Source organism: uncultured Actinobacillus sp. (assembly GCF_945915845.1).
Classification (GTDB): Bacteria; Pseudomonadota; Gammaproteobacteria; order Enterobacterales; family Pasteurellaceae; genus Exercitatus.
In genome coordinates this window covers 115,641-134,991 of the sequence record NZ_CAMEFX010000002.1, presented here as the reverse complement: position 1 = coordinate 134,991, position 19,351 = coordinate 115,641, and the positions used below count along the sequence as shown (strand labels likewise).

Genomic DNA, 19,351 nt, shown 5'->3' with positions numbered 1-19,351 from the left:
AATAAAATGAAAAAAACAACACTTGCACTCTTATTAAGCGTAACAACATTATTCTCATACAATGCTTTTGCCAATAGCGAAACAAACAAAACAATCGATAATTCAACCGCACTTTCAACAAAACTGCCGGTTATTGAAGCGGAATTAGCCTTTGCGCCGAATGTTCCCAAGCCCATTACACGCCAAGAACCCGCGCGTGTTGTGGTGAAATTGGAAGCGATTGAAAAAGTCATGGATATCATTGATGGCACACAATTTAAATATTGGACATTCAATGGTGCAACGCCTGCGCCTTTTATTCGTGTACGTGAAGGCGATACCGTAGAAGTACATTTGTCTAACCCTGCCAATTCTAAAATGGAACACAGCATTGATTTCCATTCTGCTGCGGCACCGGAAGGGGGCGCCATTGCAAGTAATACCAAACCAGGGCGTACTAGTGTATTTGCCTTTCAAGCCTTACAACCGGGATTATACCTTTACCATTGCGCGGCTTTCCCTGGTGCGGCAACTCATATCGGAAAAGGAATGTTTGGTTTGATGTTAGTAGAACCGAAAACAGGGTTGCCAAAAGCCGATAAAGAATTTTATATCGTACAAAATGAATTCTACACACAAGGAAGTTTTGGTGAAAAAGGCTTGCAAGTTTTTAGTATGGAAAAAGCAGGTTACGAACTTCCTGATTACGTGGTTTTCAATGGGCATTACGGTGCGCTAATGGGCGAAGATGCCTTAAAAGCTAAAGTTGGGGATAAAATTCGCTTTTTTATTGGTAATGCCGGTCCGAACAAAATTTCATCTTTTCACTTAATTGGCAAACCATTTGATACGGTTTATGTGGAAGGTGGAAGTTTGCAAAATCATAATGTACAAACAACCTTAATCCCTGCGGGTGGTGCCGTTATTGCAGAAGCTACGATACAAGTTCCCGGGCAATATACTCTCCTTGACCACAGCATTTTCCGCGCTGAAAAAGGGGCAAAAGGAATGTTGATGGTAGAAGGGAAAGAAAACCCTGAAATTTACAGCGGCAAAATTAAAGACGAACCTTATGACAAACAAAACCCAGATGCGAATGTCGATGTGCATTTTCATTTAAAATAGTGGGTTTTCGCCCACAGGGCGACCTACTTTTACTTCGCTATGCTTGCACTATGTGCCGTTGCCTTTGGCAACGTTCAAAACCTAAAGGTTTTGTCTTTGCTTGTGCAAAGCAAAGTAGGCAAAAGAAAGCACACCCCGACTTCGCTGCTTTTCTTCGCTTATTTGAAATTTTTTTAACGCAAAATTCCAGAACTCGCTTCGCTCAGACATACTGAATTTTGCTAAAAATTTCAAAACACTCAGGCGCTCAGACGGGGCCCCTATTTGTCGCCTGAAAATTACTAAATTTGTAGAAAAATAAGTTTGTTTGAGCGAAGCGAGTTTACTTATTTTTCGTGAAGCAAATTTAGTGATTTTCAGGAAACAAGGCAAATCGGGGTTGCCTTTCTTTTTGCTTACTTTTTCTTTGGCAACGCAAAGAAAAAGTAAGTCGCACATCGTGCGAAAAACGATCTAAATACAATTTAAATAAAAAAGTTGAAATTATGAACAACAACATCAACTACGAAGGCATCGAACAAATGCCATTACGCACTTTTACCGAAAGTGCTTATCTCAACTACTCCATGTACGTCATCATGGATCGGGCTTTGCCATTTATTGGTGACGGTTTAAAGCCGGTTCAACGCCGTATCGTGTATGCCATGTCAGAATTGGGGTTAAATGCGCAAGCGAAATACAAAAAATCCGCGCGTACAGTGGGAGATGTGTTAGGTAAATTCCACCCACACGGTGACATTGCATGTTATGAAGCTATGGTGTTAATGGCACAACCTTTCTCTTATCGCTATCCCCTAGTGGATGGGCAAGGGAACTGGGGGGCGGCGGATGATCCCAAATCTTTCGCGGCAATGCGTTATACAGAATCTCGTTTATCGAAAATTGCCGAAGTGCTGTTAAGTGAATTGGGGCAAGGCACGGTCGATTACCAACCGAACTTTGACGGCACGTTAGAAGAACCACAATATTTGCCGGCGCGTTTGCCACATATTCTGTTAAACGGCACAACGGGGATTGCCGTAGGTATGGCGACAGATATTCCGCCCCATAATATCAATGAAGTAGCGGATGCGGCTGTGGCATTATTGGAAAATCCCAAAGCAACATTAGACGACCTTCTGACTTACGTACAAGGCCCAGACTACCCAACTGAAGCGGAAATTATTACACCAAAATCGGAAATTCGTAAAATCTACGAACAAGGTCGTGGCTCAATAAAAATGCGCGCGACGTGGAAAAAAGAAGACGGTGAAATCATCATCAGTGCTGTGCCACATCAAGCGTCTCCAACCAAAATCCAACAGCAAATTGTTGAGCAAATGAATGCCAAAAAATTACCGATGGTAGAAGATGTGCGTGATGAAGCGGATCAGGATAATCCGGTGCGCATCGTGCTGGTTCCCCGCTCAAATCGCGTAGATATTGATGCCTTGATGAACCATTTATTTGCTACGACTGATTTGGAAAAAAGCTACCGTATTAATATGAATATGATCGGTTTAGATCATAAACCTGCGGTAAAAGGCTTAGTACAAATCTTGACAGAATGGTTGCAATTCCGCCGAATTACCGTCACTCGCCGCTTGCGTTATCGTTTAGATAAAGTCTTGTCACGTTTACATATTTTAGATGGCTTAATGATCGCGTTCTTAAATATTGATGAAGTGATTGACATTATCCGTAATGAAGATGAACCGAAAACCGTATTAATGGCGCGTTTTAATTTAACTGATGAACAAGCGGAAGCGATTTTAAACTTACGTTTGCGTCACTTAGCCAAATTAGAAGAACACGAGTTACAAGCGGAAAAAGCCAAATTAGAAGAAGAACGTCAGTATTTAGAAGAAATTTTGGGTTCTGAACGTCGCTTAAATACGCTCATTAAAAAAGAAATTCAGCAAGATGCTAAAACCTATGCCAGCCCACGCCGTTCGCCGATGATTGAACGTGCAGAAGCCAAAGCAATTTCTGAAACGGATATGATGCCAGCGGAACCTGTTACCGTGATTTTATCTGAAATGGGTTGGGTACGCTGCGCGAAAGGACATGATATTGACGCGCCAAGTTTAAGCTATAAGGCTGGAGATAAATACCTCACTCATGCTCACGGTAAAAGTAATCAGCCTGCCGTTTTTATGGACAGCACAGGTCGGAGCTATGCCTTAGATCCATTAAGTTTACCGTCTGCCCGCTCACAAGGAGAACCGTTAACCGGGAAATTAACCTTGCCAGCCGGCGCAAATATTGAGCAAGTTTTAATCGAACATGAAAACCAAGCCTTATTAATGGCATCCGATGCCGGCTATGGCTTTATCTGTAAATTTGAAGATTTGGTAGCACGCAACAAAGCAGGTAAAGCGGTATTAAGTTTACCTGAAAATGCGAAAGTCTTACCGCCATTGCTTATTCCTGATGAAAATGCTTTGTTAGTTGCCTTAACACAGGCCGGCAGAATGTTAATTTTCCCAGTGAAAGATTTACCGTCTTTATCCAAAGGGAAAGGTAACAAAATTATCAGTATTTCAGCCAATGATGCCAAAGCGCGGTTAGATTTTGTGATGAAATTATTGTTGATTAGCGAAAACTCGAGTTTAATATTCCACTCAGGCAAACGCAAAATCACATTAAAACCAGAAGATCTACAGAAATTCCGCGCCGAACGCGGACGCAAAGGTTCAAGCCTACCACGTGGCTTACATAGTGGTGTGGATATTGAAGTGGTTGAATAATCACGATCGGTAAGGTGGGCATCCTTGCCCACCGATAATGTAAATATGGAAAAAACCGCTGAAATACCTTATGGTTCGACAAGCTCACCAACCGGAATTTCCGCTTTTTGCAATTTGCTACGCCCCAAAATTCTCAAAAAATCCCACCGCACTTTTTAACTTATCGCCATAAAAAATCAATGGAATTCGGGTACGTTGCCAAACGGGGACGCCTAATTTTTGCCACACTTTTTTAATATCACGGTTAAGATCTTGCGCGTGCAATTTTACAGTACCTGAATAACCAAAACGCACGGTGATTTTTTCATTCGTTAATGGCAAGATTGACTTAAATTCATGGGCACCAATACGCCAAAGTGCGGTTAAATTTTCGCTGGTTTTGAACAATTGCAAATCGCCCAAATAATCTGGTAATAATAAAATCTGCCCAATGCGCAATTCCGCACAAAAATAGGAAACATCCGTCAGTTTAGGTACAAAGTAAAGTTTGTTTTGATAACGTCTAATGGTTTTGTCTAACAAAACATACTGCGAATTAGCATCCATCTTAGCAAAAATAACATCCTTTAATAACACACCCAAAGATTGCTCACCTAACAAGGGTTCACCCAGTTTTTCTAGCCACATTCTTAATAATGCATTTTGTTTATTCGCACTATATTGAGCAAAATGGGAAATTTCAAAAGTGCGGTCATTTTCGTTGTAGCGTTGAACAAACTCATCCGCAAGCAATTCATTTAATAGCTGCTGTTGGTTATAGCAAAGCTGTGCGGTAGTTTGCACCGCTTGGTCGAAAAAGGCCCAACGCTCGCGTAATTGCGGTAATACTTGATTACGCAAAAAATTACGCTCATAACGATTATCCGCATTACTTTCATCTTCAACCCACGATAATTTCTCCGCTCGAACAAAACCTTCCAAGCGAGCTTTCGAGCAATGTAATAATGGGCGAAAGATAGGCATCGAGAATAGCTCACTTTCCATTTGCATCGCACTCAACCCTTTTACACCACTCCCCCGTTTCAATGCAAGAAAAAATGTTTCCGTTTGGTCTTGCAGATGATGTGCTGTTGCCACCACTTCATTGGGCAAGCGTTCGTCTAAAATAGCCTGATAACGAGCTTCGCGCGCCCCTTGTTCAATGCCATTTTTTTTATTCACCTGCACTTTTTTTGTGATCAATGGAATATTGAGTTGTTGGCAAATTTGTTGACAATGTGCCAACCATTGATCCGCATTGGGGCTTAATCCGTGATGAATATGAATGGCGCGCAACTGCAAGTGCGGTTGAATTTCGCGAGATTTAGCGAAAAGAGATAGCAAAGCGGTGGAATCAAGTCCACCGCTAAAGGCGATAAGATAGTGCTGATATCTTAGTTTGGATTGAAATTCACTGAATAAACTCATTGTCGTTCAATCTATGCCACTTTCTCCGCGGCAAACTGCGGTTTTGGATGCATAATGGCATGACGCGCTTCAATTAATTGCAGCTCGTATGCTCCTAATTTATAGGTCATTTCCATGACTTCATTGACCGCGTTCCCCATTTGCTCAAAGGCTTCGAGTTCTGATTTACCGTTCAATAAATTGGCTAAGAAAAGCCCTGCGGTTAAATCACCAACACCCACAGGATCTTTGGTAAATGGATACAATGGACGGCTTAATAACCACACGCCCTTTTGTGTACCTAACAACATATCAAATGCATCTTTATTCTTGCCGGCTGAACCTAAATGCTTAACCACCACCATTTTCGGTCCTTTGGTTAATAGATGTTGCACTGCAGTAACTGCTTGATCAAAATTCGTGATATTTAGACCTGAAAGTTGCTGTAATTCAAAGAGATTAGGCGTAATAATATCCGCGTGCGGTAATGCCACTTCAATTAATTTTTCGCGCACACCGGCTGCCACCACACAACCTTTTTCTTCATTCCCCATCACCGGATCACAAAGATAAATTGCATTAGGATTACGCGTTTTGACTTGATGAAAAGCCTTAATGATTTCATCCACTTGATCAGGAGAACCAATGTAGCCCGACACCACAGCATCACAATGTTGCAATGCACCAATGGCATCAATACCGTTCACAATCTCAGGAATTTGTTGGTGCGGAATCACCATTCCAGTCCATTTACCGTATTGCGTATGGTTTGAAAATTGCACCGTATTTAATGCCCAAACATCAATACCATTCAATTGCATAGGAAAAGTCGCCGATTTATTCCCTGCATAACCAAATACCACATGTGATTGAATTGAAAGAACGTTTTTCATTGGTTGCCTCCTGTTATTAATATAGATAGTTGTAATAACAAAAGTGCGGTTAAGAATAACCGCACTTTTATCCGTTGTGAGTGATTAACAATAACCATAAGACATCAAACGCTGATAACGGCGTTCGAGTAACGCAGATTGATCTAAACCATCTAATTCCGCTAAGTCTGCACTCAAACGTGCTTTTAGATTTTTCGCCATTTCCGCATAATCACGGTGCGCACCGCCTAATGGCTCAGGCACAATGTTATCAATAAGATTTAATTCTTTTAAACGATCCGCCGTTAAGCCCATCACTTCCGCTGCCGTTGAGGCTTTTTCAGCACTTTTCCAAAGAATTGACGCACAACCTTCCGGCGAAATAACCGAATAAGTGGAATACTGTAACATATTCACTTTATCGCCCACACCAATAGCCAGCGCACCGCCGGAACCACCCTCGCCAATCACGGTACAAATCACAGGCACACTTAATTTTGCCATTTCACGCAAGTTACGTGCAATGGCTTCCGCTTGACCACGTTCTTCCGCACCAACACCCGGATAGGCTCCCGGCGTATCAATAAAAGTGATAATCGGCAATTTAAAACGTTCTGCCATTTCCATTAAACGTAACGCTTTACGATAACCTTCCGGTGCCGGCATCCCGAAATTACGCATCACCTTTTCTTTGGTTGAACGCCCTTTTTGATGACCAATAACCATCACAGGACGACCATCTAAACGAGCCAAACCACCGACAATGGCTTTATCATCCGCAAAAGCGCGGTCGCCCGCAAGCTCGTCAAACTCTGTAAAAATATGTTCAATATAATCCAAGGTGTAAGGACGATTTGGATGACGCGCCATACGTGAAATCTGCCACGCATCTAAATTGGCAAAGGTTTTTTTCGTCAACTCTGCACTTTTCTTTTGTAAGCGTTTGATTTCATCATCTAAATCAATTTTACCGTCTGTTTCAGACACAGAACGCAATGATTCGATTTTTGCTTCAAGTTCAGCAATCGGTAATTCAAAATCTAAATATTCTTGACTCATCTTTAATCCTAAAAATTGAGAGTAAAACGAACCGCACTTTCACAATCTACGTTGCTAGGCGCGTAAATTTTCGCTGTATTCTATGCTTTTTCACAGAAAATTGCAGTAATTTTTCAGCATTTTTGATTAAACCAACTCACATAATCAAACTGGTCGTAGTACTTTTTGCCCAAACAACCGGAATATTCATATAAATCCCCAACTTGGTAATCTTGTTCAAAGCCCTTAATGTAACATGCTGATTTAATATTGGGATAAGGCTTATGTACAAACACTACTTTATGCGTATAAGGCAAGGCATCAAAAGCACGCAAATCTGCTTCCGTAACCCCATCACGCGCCGTCATCATCACAAAAACATTATCCCAATTAATCCGCGCCGAACGCTGCTGCCATTTTTCTCGCGCATCTTGTTCTGAATGATAATGGACAAAATACAGCCAAATATCATCCAACTTAGCCACAGGATAGCCTTTATCCGATTCCACAAAAAATAATTCTTGCGCTTGATAATGCCGGGGTTGTTGCAAATATTTAATGAAATCCGCAGGATCCAAATAAAGATTGACGAACGGTGAACGGAACGCCTCGCCTAAGTCATGCAAAATTAACGCGCCATTGCAATTACTTGAAATCACTGACATTTGGTGATTTTTCAATTTTGCACGCAAACGCTTATTGATCCATTGACGACAATATTTATTTGATAATTTTTTGATTAAGCTAAACATCATTTATCCCTTAAAATTTGGCGTATTTTACGTGATTTACATCATATTGCCAAAATCAATCTTACTTCTAACTATTGATTATTTTTTTGAAAGTTTTAAACTAAAAAAGTTCTCAACGGGGTGCTTTAACTTTAAGGCTGAGAAAATACCCGTAGAACCTGAACCGAGTAATATCAGCGTAGGGATTTGAGAAACGGAAAATTTATACAAATTTGACCGCACTTGAATTCCTTTAACTTGTTTAAAGGATTTTTTTATGTCTAAAACACGTCTCATTTTAACCGCACTTTCTGCGTTTTCTACCACAGCATTTGCCACACAATCCGTCAATGTGTACACCGAAGAATTCTTCGGCGCCGATTGGGGACCAGGGTTAGAAGTCAAAACCTTATTTGAAAAAGCCAACCCGCAATGTCAAATTCACTATACGGTTTTTGAACAAACCAGCACCCTACTCAACCGCTTACGTCTTGAAAAAAATAAAACGCAAGCCGATTTGGTATTAGGTTTGCACGAGCAACAACTCGAATCTGCCGAAAAAACAGGTTTATTTGAAAAAATTGAGTTTGACTTTAACCAACTGGATTTGCCTGAAAGTTGGAAAAATCCCTATTTTATTCCCTACGAATTCGGGCAATTTGCTTTTATTTATGACAAAACCAAACTGGCCAATCCTCCAAAATCCTTACACGAATTAGTAGAACGTCAAGATTTGCGCATAATTTATCAAGATCCACGCACAAGCAGTATGGGGCGCGGTTTTATCGCTTGGATGAATCTTGTTTTTGATGAAAACCAAATTCAACAAGCATGGACAAAACTGGCAAAACATACCGTTACCGTTGGAAAAGGTTGGACAGAAACCTATGGCGCATTCTTAAAAGGTGAAGCGGATCTCGTTTTTAGTCATAATACATCGCCTATTTATCATTTATTACAAGAACAAAAAGATCAGTATGCCGCGACACAATTTACAGAAGGTGCGGTCTATCAATATACTACCGCAGCTAAAATCGCAGGTAAAAATAACGCTTGTGCAGACCGTTTTTTACAATTTATTTTCACACCCGAAGCACAAAGAATTATCACACCTAAAAACGTGATGCTTTCGACTATTTCGGCGCAAATCGAACCGCACTTTGATGCCTTAAAACAAAGCCAAAAAAACACCAAAACCCTCGATACCAACGGAATAACCGAAAGCACATTAAAAAGTTGGATCGCTACTTGGCAACAGGTTTTATCAAAATAAATGATGGCTTTTTTTACCGCACTTTCTCGCTTAACTACACTCCGTCCACGTCATTACGTGGGCGGATGCTTCGTATTGAGTGCTATTATTGCACTTTATGCTGCATCACTTAATGCCGTATTTTCTTCCGGTGAAACCTTTTTCTGGCAAGAACTATGGCAAGATCCCTATTTGCATCAGGTGCTTTTATTCAGTATTGGGCAAGCTTTTTTAAGTGCAAGCCTTTCTATTCTTATTGGTCTGCTTTTTGCGCGCGCCTTTTTCTATCAATCATTCAAAGGCAAAACCTTTTTACTGCGCCTTTTTTCGATCACCTTTGTGTTACCTTCTTTAGTGGCTGTATTTGGTATATTAGGCATCTACGGCGCGTCAGGCTGGCTTGCTCAACTTTTTACTTATTGGCAATTAGATTGGCAACCCAATATCTATGGTTTAACAGGCATCCTCATCGCCCATTTATTTTTTAACATCCCCCTTGCAACGCGAATGTTTTTGCAAAGTTTTTACGCCATCCCCAACCAACAACGCCAACTTGCTGCACAATTGAATATCCGAGGTTGGCAATTGATTCGCTGGCTAGAATTCCCCTATTTACGCCAACAAATCCTACCCGGATTTGTGCTGATTTTTATGCTATGTTTCACCAGTTTTGCTATTGTATTGGTATTAGGTGGCGGCCCTAAATTTACCACTATTGAAGTCGCCATTTACCAAGCCATCATTTTTGATTTTGACCTCTCCAAAGCCGCATTTTTCGCCTTGTTGCAATGTATTTTTTGTTTGAGCTTATTTGGGCTTAGTGCCATATTTAGCCGCCTGCCCGAAACGCAATTGAACTTCCAAACATTATGGTTGCCGAAACAATCAAGTGCGGTCAAATATTGGCATATTTTTTGTTTAATAACAGTCAGTCTTTTTATTCTCTCCCCCTTACTCAATGTCATGGTAAATGCTCTCAGTACAAAGGCTTTTTTTACAGCTTGGCGAAATCCAAAACTGTGGCAAGCGATGGGCTATTCTTTTAGTATTGCACCACTGTCTGCATCAATTTCACTCATTTCTGCCACCGCACTTTTACAATTTTCACGCCAATTAAATTGGCGTTATTTTCCTAAATTAGCACATTGCCTACTAAACACCAGTATGATTGTTCTCAGCATTCCTATGTTGGTGCTTGCCATTGGACTTTATGTGCTATTGCAAGAAATTTCCTTTACGCACTGGCATTTATTTAGCATTTTAGTATTCTGCAACGCCTTATCTGCCTTACCTTTTGTCGCCCGTATCCTTGCTGTTCCCATGAATCAAAATATGCAATATTACGAAAAACTCTGCCAATCTCTCGGCATTCAAGGTTGGGCACGCTTCCGATTAATCGAATGGCAAAATTTAGCTCAGCCAATGAAATACGCCTTTGCTTTAGCCTGTACCTTATCGCTCGGGGATTTTACTGCCATTGCCTTATTTGGCAGCCAAAATTTCAGTTCACTGCCTTATTTGCTTTACCAACAGCTTGGTAGCTACCGTAGCGATGATGCCGCAGTAACCGCATTGGTATTGATGTTAGTTTGTCTGGGTCTATTTTTTATGGTGGAAAAACAACGTGATTAAACTAAACCAACTTCAATTTCAATATAAAGAAATGCAAATGACCTTTGATTTGCATGTTCAAGCCCAAGAAAAAATTGCTATTATTGGTGCAAGCGGGGCAGGAAAAAGTACACTACTCAATTTAATCGCAGGCTTTGAGCGCGCAGACTCCGGGGAAATTTGGCTCAATGGTGAAAATCACAGCAAAACAGAACCGCACTTACGCCCTGTTTCCATGCTGTTCCAAGACAACAATTTATTTCCCCATTTAACCGTAGCACAAAATATTGGCTTAGGCATTAATCCCGGTTTAAAACTTAATACGGATGAAAAAATTCGTGTTCAACAAGCTGCAAGTGCGGTGGGTTTAAACGAATTTTTAAGCCGCAAACCCACTGAACTTTCAGGTGGGCAAAAACAACGCGTGGCGATTGCACGCTGCTTATTGCGAGACAAACCTATTTTGTTGCTTGACGAACCCTTTTCAGCACTCGATCCCGAGTTACGTTTAGAAATGTTAAATTTGATTGATGAATTATGCACCGAAAAGAAATTAACCTTATTAATTGTCACCCACCAACCCAATGAATTAAAAGAGCGAATTGATCGAATTATTTGCATTGAAAATGGGACAATAAAAGGCTAATTTCGCCATATCGGCGTATCGCAAACAACAAAAGAGCCACACTAGCAAAAATAGTGTGGCTCTTTTATCAATAAATTACGAATTATAGTTTGTCAGCATTTTGTTTTAAGTATTTAGCAACACCTTCAGGGTTGTCTTTCATACCTTCTTTGCCTTTTTCCCATTGTGCCGGGCAAACTTCGCCGTGCTCTTCGTGGAATTGTAACGCATCAACCATACGTAACATTTCATCGATGTTACGACCTAATGGTAAATCGTTAACTACTTGGTGACGCACGATACCGTTTTTGTCGATTAAGAATGATGCACGTAATGCCACGCCTGCTTCCGGGTGTTCAATGCCGTACGCTTGTGCGATTTCGTGTTTAACGTCTGCCGCTAATGCGTATTGAACTTTACCGATACCGCCGTTTTCAGTTGCGGTATTACGCCACGCGTTGTGTGTGAATTGAGAGTCGATTGACACACCAACCACTTCTACACCACGTTTTTTGAATTCTTCATAACGGTGGTCGAATGCGATTAATTCAGATGGGCAAACGAAAGTAAAGTCTAATGGGTAGAAGAAAATTACTGCTGCTTTCCCTGCGATGTGTTGTTTAAAGTTGAAGTTATCAACGATTTCGCCATTACCTAAAACTGCTGCCGATGTAAAATCCGGTGCCGGACGAGTGACTAATACCATAATTGTTCTCCTAATAAAAAGGTGGTTGAAAAAAACTTTTGCACAGAAGTGAATTCAAGTGCAAAATTAACGCTGAAAATTCTATGTAAATCCACCGCACTTTGGTAGTTGATTTTATCTATTATTTTAATCTATTTTTCCTAACAGGACGTAATATGCAAAAAAAACACTCTCTTGCCACCACTTTAGTTCACGCAGGGCGCAATAAACGCCTTACCCAAGGTTCCGTAAATCCTGTGCTTCAACGCGCATCTTCCTTGGTGTTCGAAAACCTTGCTCATAAAAAAGAAGCCACCATTAACCGCGCCAAACAAGCCTTATTTTACGGTCGCCGCGGCACACTGACCCATTTTGCCTTACAAGATTTAATGACTGAAATGGAAAACGGTGCCGGTTGTTATCTATACCCTTGTGGCGCAGCCGCCGTCACCAATGCTATTTTAGCCTTTGTTCAATCAGGCGATCATGTATTGATGACCGGGGCGGCTTATGAACCGACTCAAGATTTTTGTAATACAATCTTAAGTAAAATGGGAATTACCACAACCTATTACGATCCATTAATTGGCGCACAAATAAAAGATCTCATTCAACCCAATACCAAAGTATTATTCTTAGAAAGCCCAAGCTCATTAACCATGGAAGTACAAGATGTCCCGGCTATGGTCAAAGCTGCGCGTGAAGTAAACCCTGAAATCGTCATTATAATCGACAACACTTGGGCGGGCGGTATTTTATTTAAAGCCTTAGATTACGGCGTGGATATTTCTATTCAAGCCGGCACAAAATACTTGGTAGGACATTCCGATGCGATGATTGGTACTGCGGTTTCTAACGCCCGTTGTTGGGATCAACTGCGCGAAAATTCTTATTTAATGGGACAAATGGTAGATGCCGACACCGCTTACACCACCGCGCGCGGTATTCGTTCCTTAACAGTACGTTTTAAACAACATACAGAAAGTAGTATTAAAGTAGCGAAATGGCTCGTACAACGCCCTGAAGTGAAAGCAGTTTACCACCCTGCCCTACCAAGTTGCCCGGGGCATGAGTTTTTTGCCCGTGATTTTACCGGTTCCGCCGGATTATTCTCATTTGAGTTAAACGAAAAACTTAGCCACGACAAACTTTCTGCCTTTATGGATCATTTTGAACTTTTCACCATGGCATATTCTTGGGGCGGTTATGAAAGTTTGATTTTGTACACTCAACCCGAAGAACTTAAACGAATTCGCCCGAATATTGACCGCACTTTAACAGGAACCTTAATCCGTGTGCATATTGGTTTTGAAGATACCGATGAATTAATCGCGGATCTTGAAGCGGGGTTTGAGCGGTTGAAAGGCTAAAAAACCTAGAATAAAGAAGTGCGGTCAAAATTACCGCACTTTGTGTTACGAAATTCATTTTTATTTTGAGCACATCTCTTTCATCAATGCTTCTGGAGATAAAAAATCTTGTCTTTAGGTACTTATAATCTTATTACTGCAGTACGTAATGGCTAACTACAGGTCTGCTTTTTTGTAAGGGTAGTAAATGTCCTATATTGTATTGTTATTGATAAAAAATAATTGGCGTATTTTACCTAAAAATTACAGGAAGGGAAAAAAAAGCGGTGATATTCACAGAGAAATTTAAATAATAAAGTGCAAGCGGTCACTTTTAATAAATTTTACAAGGAAGTAACCGCCAATAAGAAAGCTTATTTATTTGTTTCTAAAAGTTGTTTCACTCCAGTATCATTAATAAACTTATCATATCCTGCACCAATCATTCTGTATATTTGATTTGTAATCATCATTTGCGGATGTGATTCAAATTTTGATACTGTCACCCTTTTAGGAGAATAATCTCTGTCCCATAGAACTGAATTATTTTTCATTAATTTATAATTAATCGTGTAAATAAAATCTACACTATAACCTAAATCATCCATCTTAAATTGTTTCACATTGCCTAAAAGCTTTAAATTTCCCGTACCGATATTAATACCAGTAAGTTGCAATTCTTTTGCTGTAATTTGCTTCACAATTTCAGCTACACTTCTATCAAGATAAATTGTTCCTACAGCAGTATTTTCTAGCTGACTTTCTTTTAGACGACCTTGTTGTGCTGGTTCATATGTAAAATCACCAAGAAGAATAGAAGAATCGACCTTTGTATAATTCTGAGATTGGTAACTATGAAGTTGATTGCTTATGTTTAAAGTACCTGAACAACCAACTAAACCAACAACGGTAATAGCAATTAATAATACTTTTTTCATTTGTAATGATCCTTATAAAATAGTGCGTTAAACAAGCCATTTTGATTGTACAAAAAAAAAAACAAAATGCAATCAAATTTTAACCTCTAAAAACTTTTAAAGAAAAAACAAGATATATCGCCAAACAACATTTGACACTTTTGCCCCTGCTCCCTATTATCTCGTTTATTAATCTTGTTTTTATGTATTGGAAACCCTATGCAACACAACCGAATTGAACAATTAAAAACTGCCCTTGCACAACGTATCTTGATTTTAGACGGTGCGATGGGGACGATGATCCAACAATTTAAACTGACCGAAGCGGATTTCCGTGGTGAGCGTTTTAAAAATTCTAGCGTGGATCTGCGTGGTAATAACGATCTGCTTACCCTAACGCAACCTTTAGTGATTTCCTCTATTCACGAGAAATACCTTGAAGCTGGGGCGGATATTATTGAAACCAATACGTTCAGTTCCACCACCATTGCACAGGCGGATTACGACTTACAAGCGGTGGCTTATGAGCTGAATTTTGCAGGGGCAAAACTGGCTCGCATTGCGGCGGATAAATACAGCACGCCTGAAAAACCGCGTTTTGTGGCAGGTATTCTCGGCCCAACTAACCGCACCGCCTCGATTTCGCCAAATGTGAACGATCCCGGTTTCCGTAACATTACCTTTATGGAATTAGTCGATGCCTATGCGGAAGCAACCCGTGGCTTAATTGAAGGCGGTTCGGACATCATTATGATCGAAACCATCTTCGATACCTTGAACGCCAAAGCCGCTGCCTTTGCCATTGACCAAGTGTTTGAAGAACTGGGCGTGGAATTGCCGATTATGATTTCGGGGACGATTACCGATGCCTCCGGGCGTACCCTTTCGGGGCAAACCACCGAAGCCTTTTACAACTCGCTCCGCCACGCGAAACCGCTCAGCTTTGGTTTGAACTGTGCCTTAGGGCCGAAAGAGTTGCGTCCTTATGTGGAAGTGATGTCGAAAATCTGTGAAACCTATGTGTCCGTTCACCCGAATGCCGGCTTGCCAAATGCCTTTGGCGGCTACGATTTGGGGGCAGAAGAAATGGCGGCTCACATCAAAGAGTGGGCGGAAAGCGGTTTCTTAAATATCGTGGGTGGCTGTTGCGGTACCACACCTGAACATATCAAAGCTTTTGCCGATGTGGTGGCAGGGATTAAACCTCGTGCTTTACCTGAAATCAAAACCGCAATGCGTTTGTCGGGGCTTGAGCCGTTAAACATTGATGATGAAAGCCTGTTTGTGAACGTGGGCGAACGCAATAACGTAACAGGTTCGGCGAAGTTTAAGCGTTTGATTAAAGAAGAAAAATTTAGCGAAGCCATTGAGATTGCTATCGATCAGGTGGAAAACGGTGCGCAAGTGATTGACGTGAATATGGACGAAGCCTTGCTCGACTCGCAAAAATGTATGACCCGTTTCCTTAACATTATGGCGACAGAACCTGATGCGGCGAAAGTGCCTGTGATGATTGACTCGTCCAAATGGGAAGTGATTGAAGCTGGTTTGCAATCGGTGCAAGGTAAGGGAATTGTAAACTCCATTTCCCTCAAAGAAGGCGAAGAAAAATTTATCCACCAAGCGAAACTGGTTCGCCGTTATGGTGCGGCGGTGGTCGTGATGGCGTTTGACGAAGTGGGGCAAGCGGACACCGAAGAACGCAAGGTAGAAATCTGTACCCGAGCTTACGATATTCTCGTGAACCAAGTGGGCTTTCCGCCTGAAGATATTATTTTTGACCCGAACATTTTTGCCATCGGTACGGGGATTGAAGAACACAATAACTACGGCGTGGACTTTATCAACGCCACAGGTCGCATTAAACGTAGCCTACCGCACGCCAAAATTTCGGGCGGTGTGTCGAATGTGTCCTTCTCGTTCCGTGGTAACAATGTGATGCGTGAAGCCATTCACGCCGTGTTCCTTTACCACGCTATCAAGCAAGGAATGGATATGGGGATCGTGAATGCGGGGCAACTGGCGATTTATGACGATCTTGATCCGGAATTGCGTGATGTGATTGAAGATGCGGTGTTAAATCGCCGTCCTGATGCGACCGATCGCCTGTTAGATATTGCAGAAAAATACCGAAATGTGACCGCTAGTAGCAATGAAGACAGTGGCGTTGCCGAATGGCGTACTTGGGCTGTAGAAGAGCGGTTGAAACACGCCCTTGTGAAAGGGATCACCAACTATATTATCGAAGATACCGAAGAAGCGCGCCAAAAATTCCCGACACCGCTCGAAGTGATCGAAGGGCCGCTAATGGACGGTATGGACGTGGTGGGCGATTTGTTCGGTGATGGTAAAATGTTCCTACCGCAAGTGGTGAAATCCGCTCGTGTGATGAAACAGTCGGTTGCTTATTTAGAACCGTTTATCAATGCCACCAAACAGAAAGGTTCATCAAGCGGTAAAGTGGTGATTGCCACTGTAAAAGGCGATGTTCACGACATCGGTAAAAATATCGTGAGCGTGGTGTTGCAATGTAATAACTTTGAAGTGATCGACTTAGGCGTAATGGTGCCTGCGGATAAGATCATTCAAACGGCGATTGACGAAAAAGCGGACATCATCGGCTTAAGCGGTTTGATCACGCCGTCCCTTGACGAAATGGAATATTTCTTAGGCGAAATGAACCGCTTGAATTTGAATATTCCTGTGATTATCGGCGGAGCAACCACCTCCAAAGAGCATACAGCGATTAAACTTTATCCGAAATATAAGCACGAAGTGATTTACACCACCAACGCCTCTCGTGCGGTAACGGTTTGTGCGGCATTGATGAACCCAGATACCAAAGCGGAACTGTGGGAACGAATGAAGAAAGAGTACGAGCAAATTCAAGACGCTTTTGCCAACAAAAAAGCCCCACGCAAGCAGTTGCCGATTGAAGAGGCTCGCAAAAATGCCTTTGATGCGTTCAGTGGCGAATGGGCGGATTATCAAGTGCCAACACCGAAACAAACAGGCATTATGGAATATAAAAACGTGCCGATTGCGACCTTGCGGAAATTTATCGACTGGTCGCCATTCTTCCGTTTATGGGGCTTAATGGGCGGTTATCCTGACGCCTTCGACTACCCTGAAGGCGGTGAAGAAGCCCACCGAGTGTGGAACGATGCACAAAAAGTGTTGGACGAATTAGAGCAAAATCACAAGCTCAACCCAAGCGGCATTATGGGGATTTTCCCAGCCAACAGCGTGGGCGATGATATTGAAATCTATCAAAATGCCGACCGCACTTTAGTGGCAGGCAAAGTCTATAACCTCCGCCAACAAAGCGAACGTGGCAAAAACAGCAAAAGCCCGTACAACCTTTGCTTGAGCGACTTTATCGCAAGCAAAGCCAGCGGCAAACAAGACTGGTTAGGTATGTTCGCCGTCTGTGCAGGGATTGAAGAACACGATTTAGTGGAAGGCTACAAAGCCGCAGGGGACGACTACAACGCCATCTTGCTCCAAGCGGTCGGCGACCGTTTAGCCGAAGCAATGGCGGAATACCTGCACTTTGAACTCCGCACCAAAGTTTGGGGCTACACCGATGAAAGCTTGGACAACGACCGCCTAATCCGTGAAGAATACATCGGCATCCGCCCTGCCCCCGGCTACCCAAGCTGCCCAGAACACACGGAAAAACAGATCATCTGGGATTTACTGGAAGTGGAACAACGCATCGGAATGAAACTCACCGAAAGCTACGCAATGTGGCCTGCGGCAAGCGTCTGTGGCTGGTACTTCACCCACCCTGCGAGTAATTATTTCACCCTTGGACGTATTGATGAAGATCAAGCGGTGGATTATGCGAAACGCAAGGGGTGGAATGAGAAAGAGATGGTGAAGTGGTTGGGAGTGGCGATGAAGTAAAGAAGTAAAATAGATTGGTGGGATTTATCATTCCCACCATTTCTTAATTTTCTTTTAGAAAAAATTTTCTTATAATTTAGAACAATATATAAACAAAAAATAGGAGTATAATATGGCTTACCGCTTACCGCTTACCGCTTACCGCTTACCGCTTACCGCTTACCGCTTACCGCTTACCGCTTTAGTGTGTTTGGGCTTATCCGCTTGTCAAGCAATAACAGATGTGGGGACACAAGCAACAAATGTTTTACGTTCAGTTAATGAAACCTTATCAGGTCAATTTATTGATAACCAAACTAAAGAAACGACATCAACTGCCTTAAATAAGGCTACTCCAGCAAATAATGTGAAATCATTATTCCTTGACGCATCGCCAACCTTAAATAAAGTTTTACCACTCATTGCCTGTGAAAAAGATGATCAGCTACGAGCTTATCAAGACGAAAGCAGCGTAGGAATGCCTTATCCATTATCGCCAGTAAGACAAATGCAATACCATAAATCAGGCTGTGTCAATGTTCAACGAATTGATAGTATTAAGAAAAAAGCCAACAATGCTTTTAGTTTTAGAGTATTGTTTGTTTCTCCACAAAGCCAAGAAACCTTTAATGGGAGATATACGGCTATAAAACAGCCAAATGGAGAATGGTTATTTAATTGGAGTTCTATTGATGCCCTATAATGCCCCTAGGGCTTACGCCCTAGGTTAAGCATAGTATCGTGCCGCTGGCACGAAAACCTAACTTGCTCCAGCGGAGCAACATTATGCGTAACCCACGGCGTAAGCCGTGGGCAATTTAGTTATCCGGAATTTCCGGATAACTTCTACAAATTAACTTAATTGTCATTTTAAAAGTAGTTTCAACCGCTTGTTGAAAAACAGGACATTGAAAAACAAAAACAGGACATTGAACACAAAAAACAAGACATTGAGCAAAGTCCTGACGAAAAAACAAGACATTCAGAGAAAACCCAGAAACATATCGCCGCACTTTCTCAAATTTTAGCTAATCGTATTTTTTCACGAATAGATGTGGGCAAGGCAAAGGGAAATATCGATTTCGATAAATGGCAAAATATGGAAAATGCTTCTAGGGCTTCCTCCCTAAATTAAGCATAGTATCGTGCCGCCGGCACGAAAAC

The 19,351-nt window shown here is 41.7% G+C and carries 14 protein-coding genes and 1 riboswitch; of the genes, 8 read left to right on the top strand and 6 right to left on the bottom strand.

Annotated features, from left to right (window positions below; all coding sequences use genetic code 11):
* The first annotated feature begins 6 nt into the window (after positions 1 to 6).
* Positions 7 to 1,104 carry a copper-containing nitrite reductase gene (gene nirK, locus Q0O89_RS01570; RefSeq protein WP_293730033.1) on the top strand — a complete coding sequence of 366 codons (1,098 nt, stop codon included), beginning with the start codon at positions 7 to 9 and terminating at the stop codon, positions 1,102 to 1,104.
* Between the two features lie 485 nt (positions 1,105 to 1,589).
* Complete coding sequence (gene parC / locus Q0O89_RS01565; RefSeq protein ID WP_293730032.1) at positions 1,590 to 3,833, top strand: DNA topoisomerase IV subunit A; 2,244 nt, start codon at positions 1,590 to 1,592, stop codon at positions 3,831 to 3,833.
* 117 nt (positions 3,834 to 3,950) lie between these two features.
* Here parC and tilS read toward each other — a convergent pair whose 3' ends face one another.
* The 4 genes from tilS to Q0O89_RS01545 all read right to left on the bottom strand — a co-directional run bounded on the left by tilS (position 3,951) and on the right by Q0O89_RS01545 (position 7,881).
* Complete coding sequence (gene tilS, locus Q0O89_RS01560; RefSeq protein WP_293730031.1) at positions 3,951 to 5,240, bottom strand: tRNA lysidine(34) synthetase TilS; 1,290 nt, start codon at positions 5,238 to 5,240, stop codon at positions 3,951 to 3,953.
* Between the two features lie 11 nt (positions 5,241 to 5,251).
* Positions 5,252 to 6,112: a pyridoxal kinase gene (pdxY, locus tag Q0O89_RS01555; protein WP_293730030.1), complete on the bottom strand. Its 861-nt coding sequence runs from the start codon at positions 6,110 to 6,112 to the stop codon at positions 5,252 to 5,254.
* 84 nt (positions 6,113 to 6,196) lie between these two features.
* Positions 6,197 to 7,150 (bottom strand): acetyl-CoA carboxylase carboxyl transferase subunit alpha, encoded by a 954-nt coding sequence (gene accA / locus Q0O89_RS01550; protein WP_293730029.1) that lies wholly within the window; start codon positions 7,148 to 7,150, stop codon positions 6,197 to 6,199.
* Positions 7,151 to 7,263: 113 nt separating this feature from the next.
* A complete protein-coding gene (locus Q0O89_RS01545; RefSeq protein WP_293730028.1) occupies positions 7,264 to 7,881 on the bottom strand; it encodes a DUF1919 domain-containing protein in 618 nt (205 codons plus the stop codon).
* A gap of 106 nt (positions 7,882 to 7,987) precedes the next feature.
* Positions 7,988 to 8,084: riboswitch (TPP riboswitch) on the top strand.
* 53 nt (positions 8,085 to 8,137) lie between these two features.
* On the opposite strand from Q0O89_RS01545, the gene thiB reads away from it, so the two are divergent.
* The 3 genes from thiB to thiQ are packed head-to-tail and all read left to right on the top strand — an operon-like array spanning position 8,138 to position 11,369.
* Positions 8,138 to 9,133 (top strand): thiamine ABC transporter substrate binding subunit, encoded by a 996-nt coding sequence (thiB, locus tag Q0O89_RS01540; RefSeq protein WP_293730027.1) that lies wholly within the window; start codon positions 8,138 to 8,140, stop codon positions 9,131 to 9,133.
* A complete protein-coding gene (gene thiP, locus Q0O89_RS01535; protein ID WP_293730026.1) occupies positions 9,134 to 10,744 on the top strand; it encodes a thiamine/thiamine pyrophosphate ABC transporter permease ThiP in 1,611 nt (536 codons plus the stop codon).
* A 31-nt stretch (positions 10,745 to 10,775) separates the two neighbouring features.
* A complete protein-coding gene (thiQ, locus tag Q0O89_RS01530) occupies positions 10,776 to 11,369 on the top strand; it encodes a thiamine ABC transporter ATP-binding protein (RefSeq protein ID WP_293730047.1) in 594 nt (197 codons plus the stop codon).
* An 82-nt stretch (positions 11,370 to 11,451) separates the two neighbouring features.
* Here the strand turns inward: thiQ and Q0O89_RS01525 are convergent, their stop codons facing one another.
* A complete protein-coding gene (locus Q0O89_RS01525) occupies positions 11,452 to 12,054 on the bottom strand; it encodes a peroxiredoxin C (protein WP_135709519.1) in 603 nt (200 codons plus the stop codon).
* A gap of 155 nt (positions 12,055 to 12,209) precedes the next feature.
* Between Q0O89_RS01525 and metC the strand changes: the two genes are divergently transcribed.
* Positions 12,210 to 13,403 carry a cystathionine beta-lyase gene (gene metC / locus Q0O89_RS01520; RefSeq protein WP_293730025.1) on the top strand — a complete coding sequence of 398 codons (1,194 nt, stop codon included), beginning with the start codon at positions 12,210 to 12,212 and terminating at the stop codon, positions 13,401 to 13,403.
* A gap of 353 nt (positions 13,404 to 13,756) precedes the next feature.
* Here metC and Q0O89_RS01515 read toward each other — a convergent pair whose 3' ends face one another.
* A complete protein-coding gene (locus tag Q0O89_RS01515) occupies positions 13,757 to 14,320 on the bottom strand; it encodes an integron protein cassette protein (RefSeq protein ID WP_276984373.1) in 564 nt (187 codons plus the stop codon).
* Positions 14,321 to 14,518: 198 nt separating this feature from the next.
* On the opposite strand from Q0O89_RS01515, the gene metH reads away from it, so the two are divergent.
* Complete coding sequence (metH, locus tag Q0O89_RS01510; RefSeq protein ID WP_293730023.1) at positions 14,519 to 18,208, top strand: methionine synthase; 3,690 nt, start codon at positions 14,519 to 14,521, stop codon at positions 18,206 to 18,208.
* A gap of 112 nt (positions 18,209 to 18,320) precedes the next feature.
* Positions 18,321 to 18,890 (top strand): hypothetical protein, encoded by a 570-nt coding sequence (locus Q0O89_RS01505; protein ID WP_293730022.1) that lies wholly within the window; start codon positions 18,321 to 18,323, stop codon positions 18,888 to 18,890.
* Positions 18,891 to 19,351: the final 461 nt, after the last annotated feature.

What these genes read in the sequence shown, in the direction of transcription:
- pdxY (WP_293730030.1), bottom strand. Translation starts at nt 6,112, where the DNA reads ATGAAAAACGTTCTTTCAATTCAATCACATGTGGTATTTGGTTATGCA.
- accA (WP_293730029.1), bottom strand. Translation starts at nt 7,150, where the DNA reads ATGAGTCAAGAATATTTAGATTTTGAATTACCGATTGCTGAACTTGAA.
- Q0O89_RS01515 (WP_276984373.1), bottom strand. Translation starts at nt 14,320, where the DNA reads ATGAAAAAAGTATTATTAATTGCTATTACCGTTGTTGGTTTAGTTGGT.
- thiQ (WP_293730047.1), top strand. Translation starts at nt 10,776, where the DNA reads ATGCAAATGACCTTTGATTTGCATGTTCAAGCCCAAGAAAAAATTGCT.
- Q0O89_RS01525 (WP_135709519.1), bottom strand. Translation starts at nt 12,054, where the DNA reads ATGGTATTAGTCACTCGTCCGGCACCGGATTTTACATCGGCAGCAGTT.
- thiB (WP_293730027.1), top strand. Translation starts at nt 8,138, where the DNA reads ATGTCTAAAACACGTCTCATTTTAACCGCACTTTCTGCGTTTTCTACC.
- metC (WP_293730025.1), top strand. Translation starts at nt 12,210, where the DNA reads ATGCAAAAAAAACACTCTCTTGCCACCACTTTAGTTCACGCAGGGCGC.
- Q0O89_RS01545 (WP_293730028.1), bottom strand. Translation starts at nt 7,881, where the DNA reads ATGTTTAGCTTAATCAAAAAATTATCAAATAAATATTGTCGTCAATGG.
- metH (WP_293730023.1), top strand. Translation starts at nt 14,519, where the DNA reads ATGCAACACAACCGAATTGAACAATTAAAAACTGCCCTTGCACAACGT.
- Q0O89_RS01505 (WP_293730022.1), top strand. Translation starts at nt 18,321, where the DNA reads ATGGCTTACCGCTTACCGCTTACCGCTTACCGCTTACCGCTTACCGCT.
- thiP (WP_293730026.1), top strand. Translation starts at nt 9,134, where the DNA reads ATGATGGCTTTTTTTACCGCACTTTCTCGCTTAACTACACTCCGTCCA.
- parC (WP_293730032.1), top strand. Translation starts at nt 1,590, where the DNA reads ATGAACAACAACATCAACTACGAAGGCATCGAACAAATGCCATTACGC.
- tilS (WP_293730031.1), bottom strand. Translation starts at nt 5,240, where the DNA reads ATGAGTTTATTCAGTGAATTTCAATCCAAACTAAGATATCAGCACTAT.
- nirK (WP_293730033.1), top strand. Translation starts at nt 7, where the DNA reads ATGAAAAAAACAACACTTGCACTCTTATTAAGCGTAACAACATTATTC.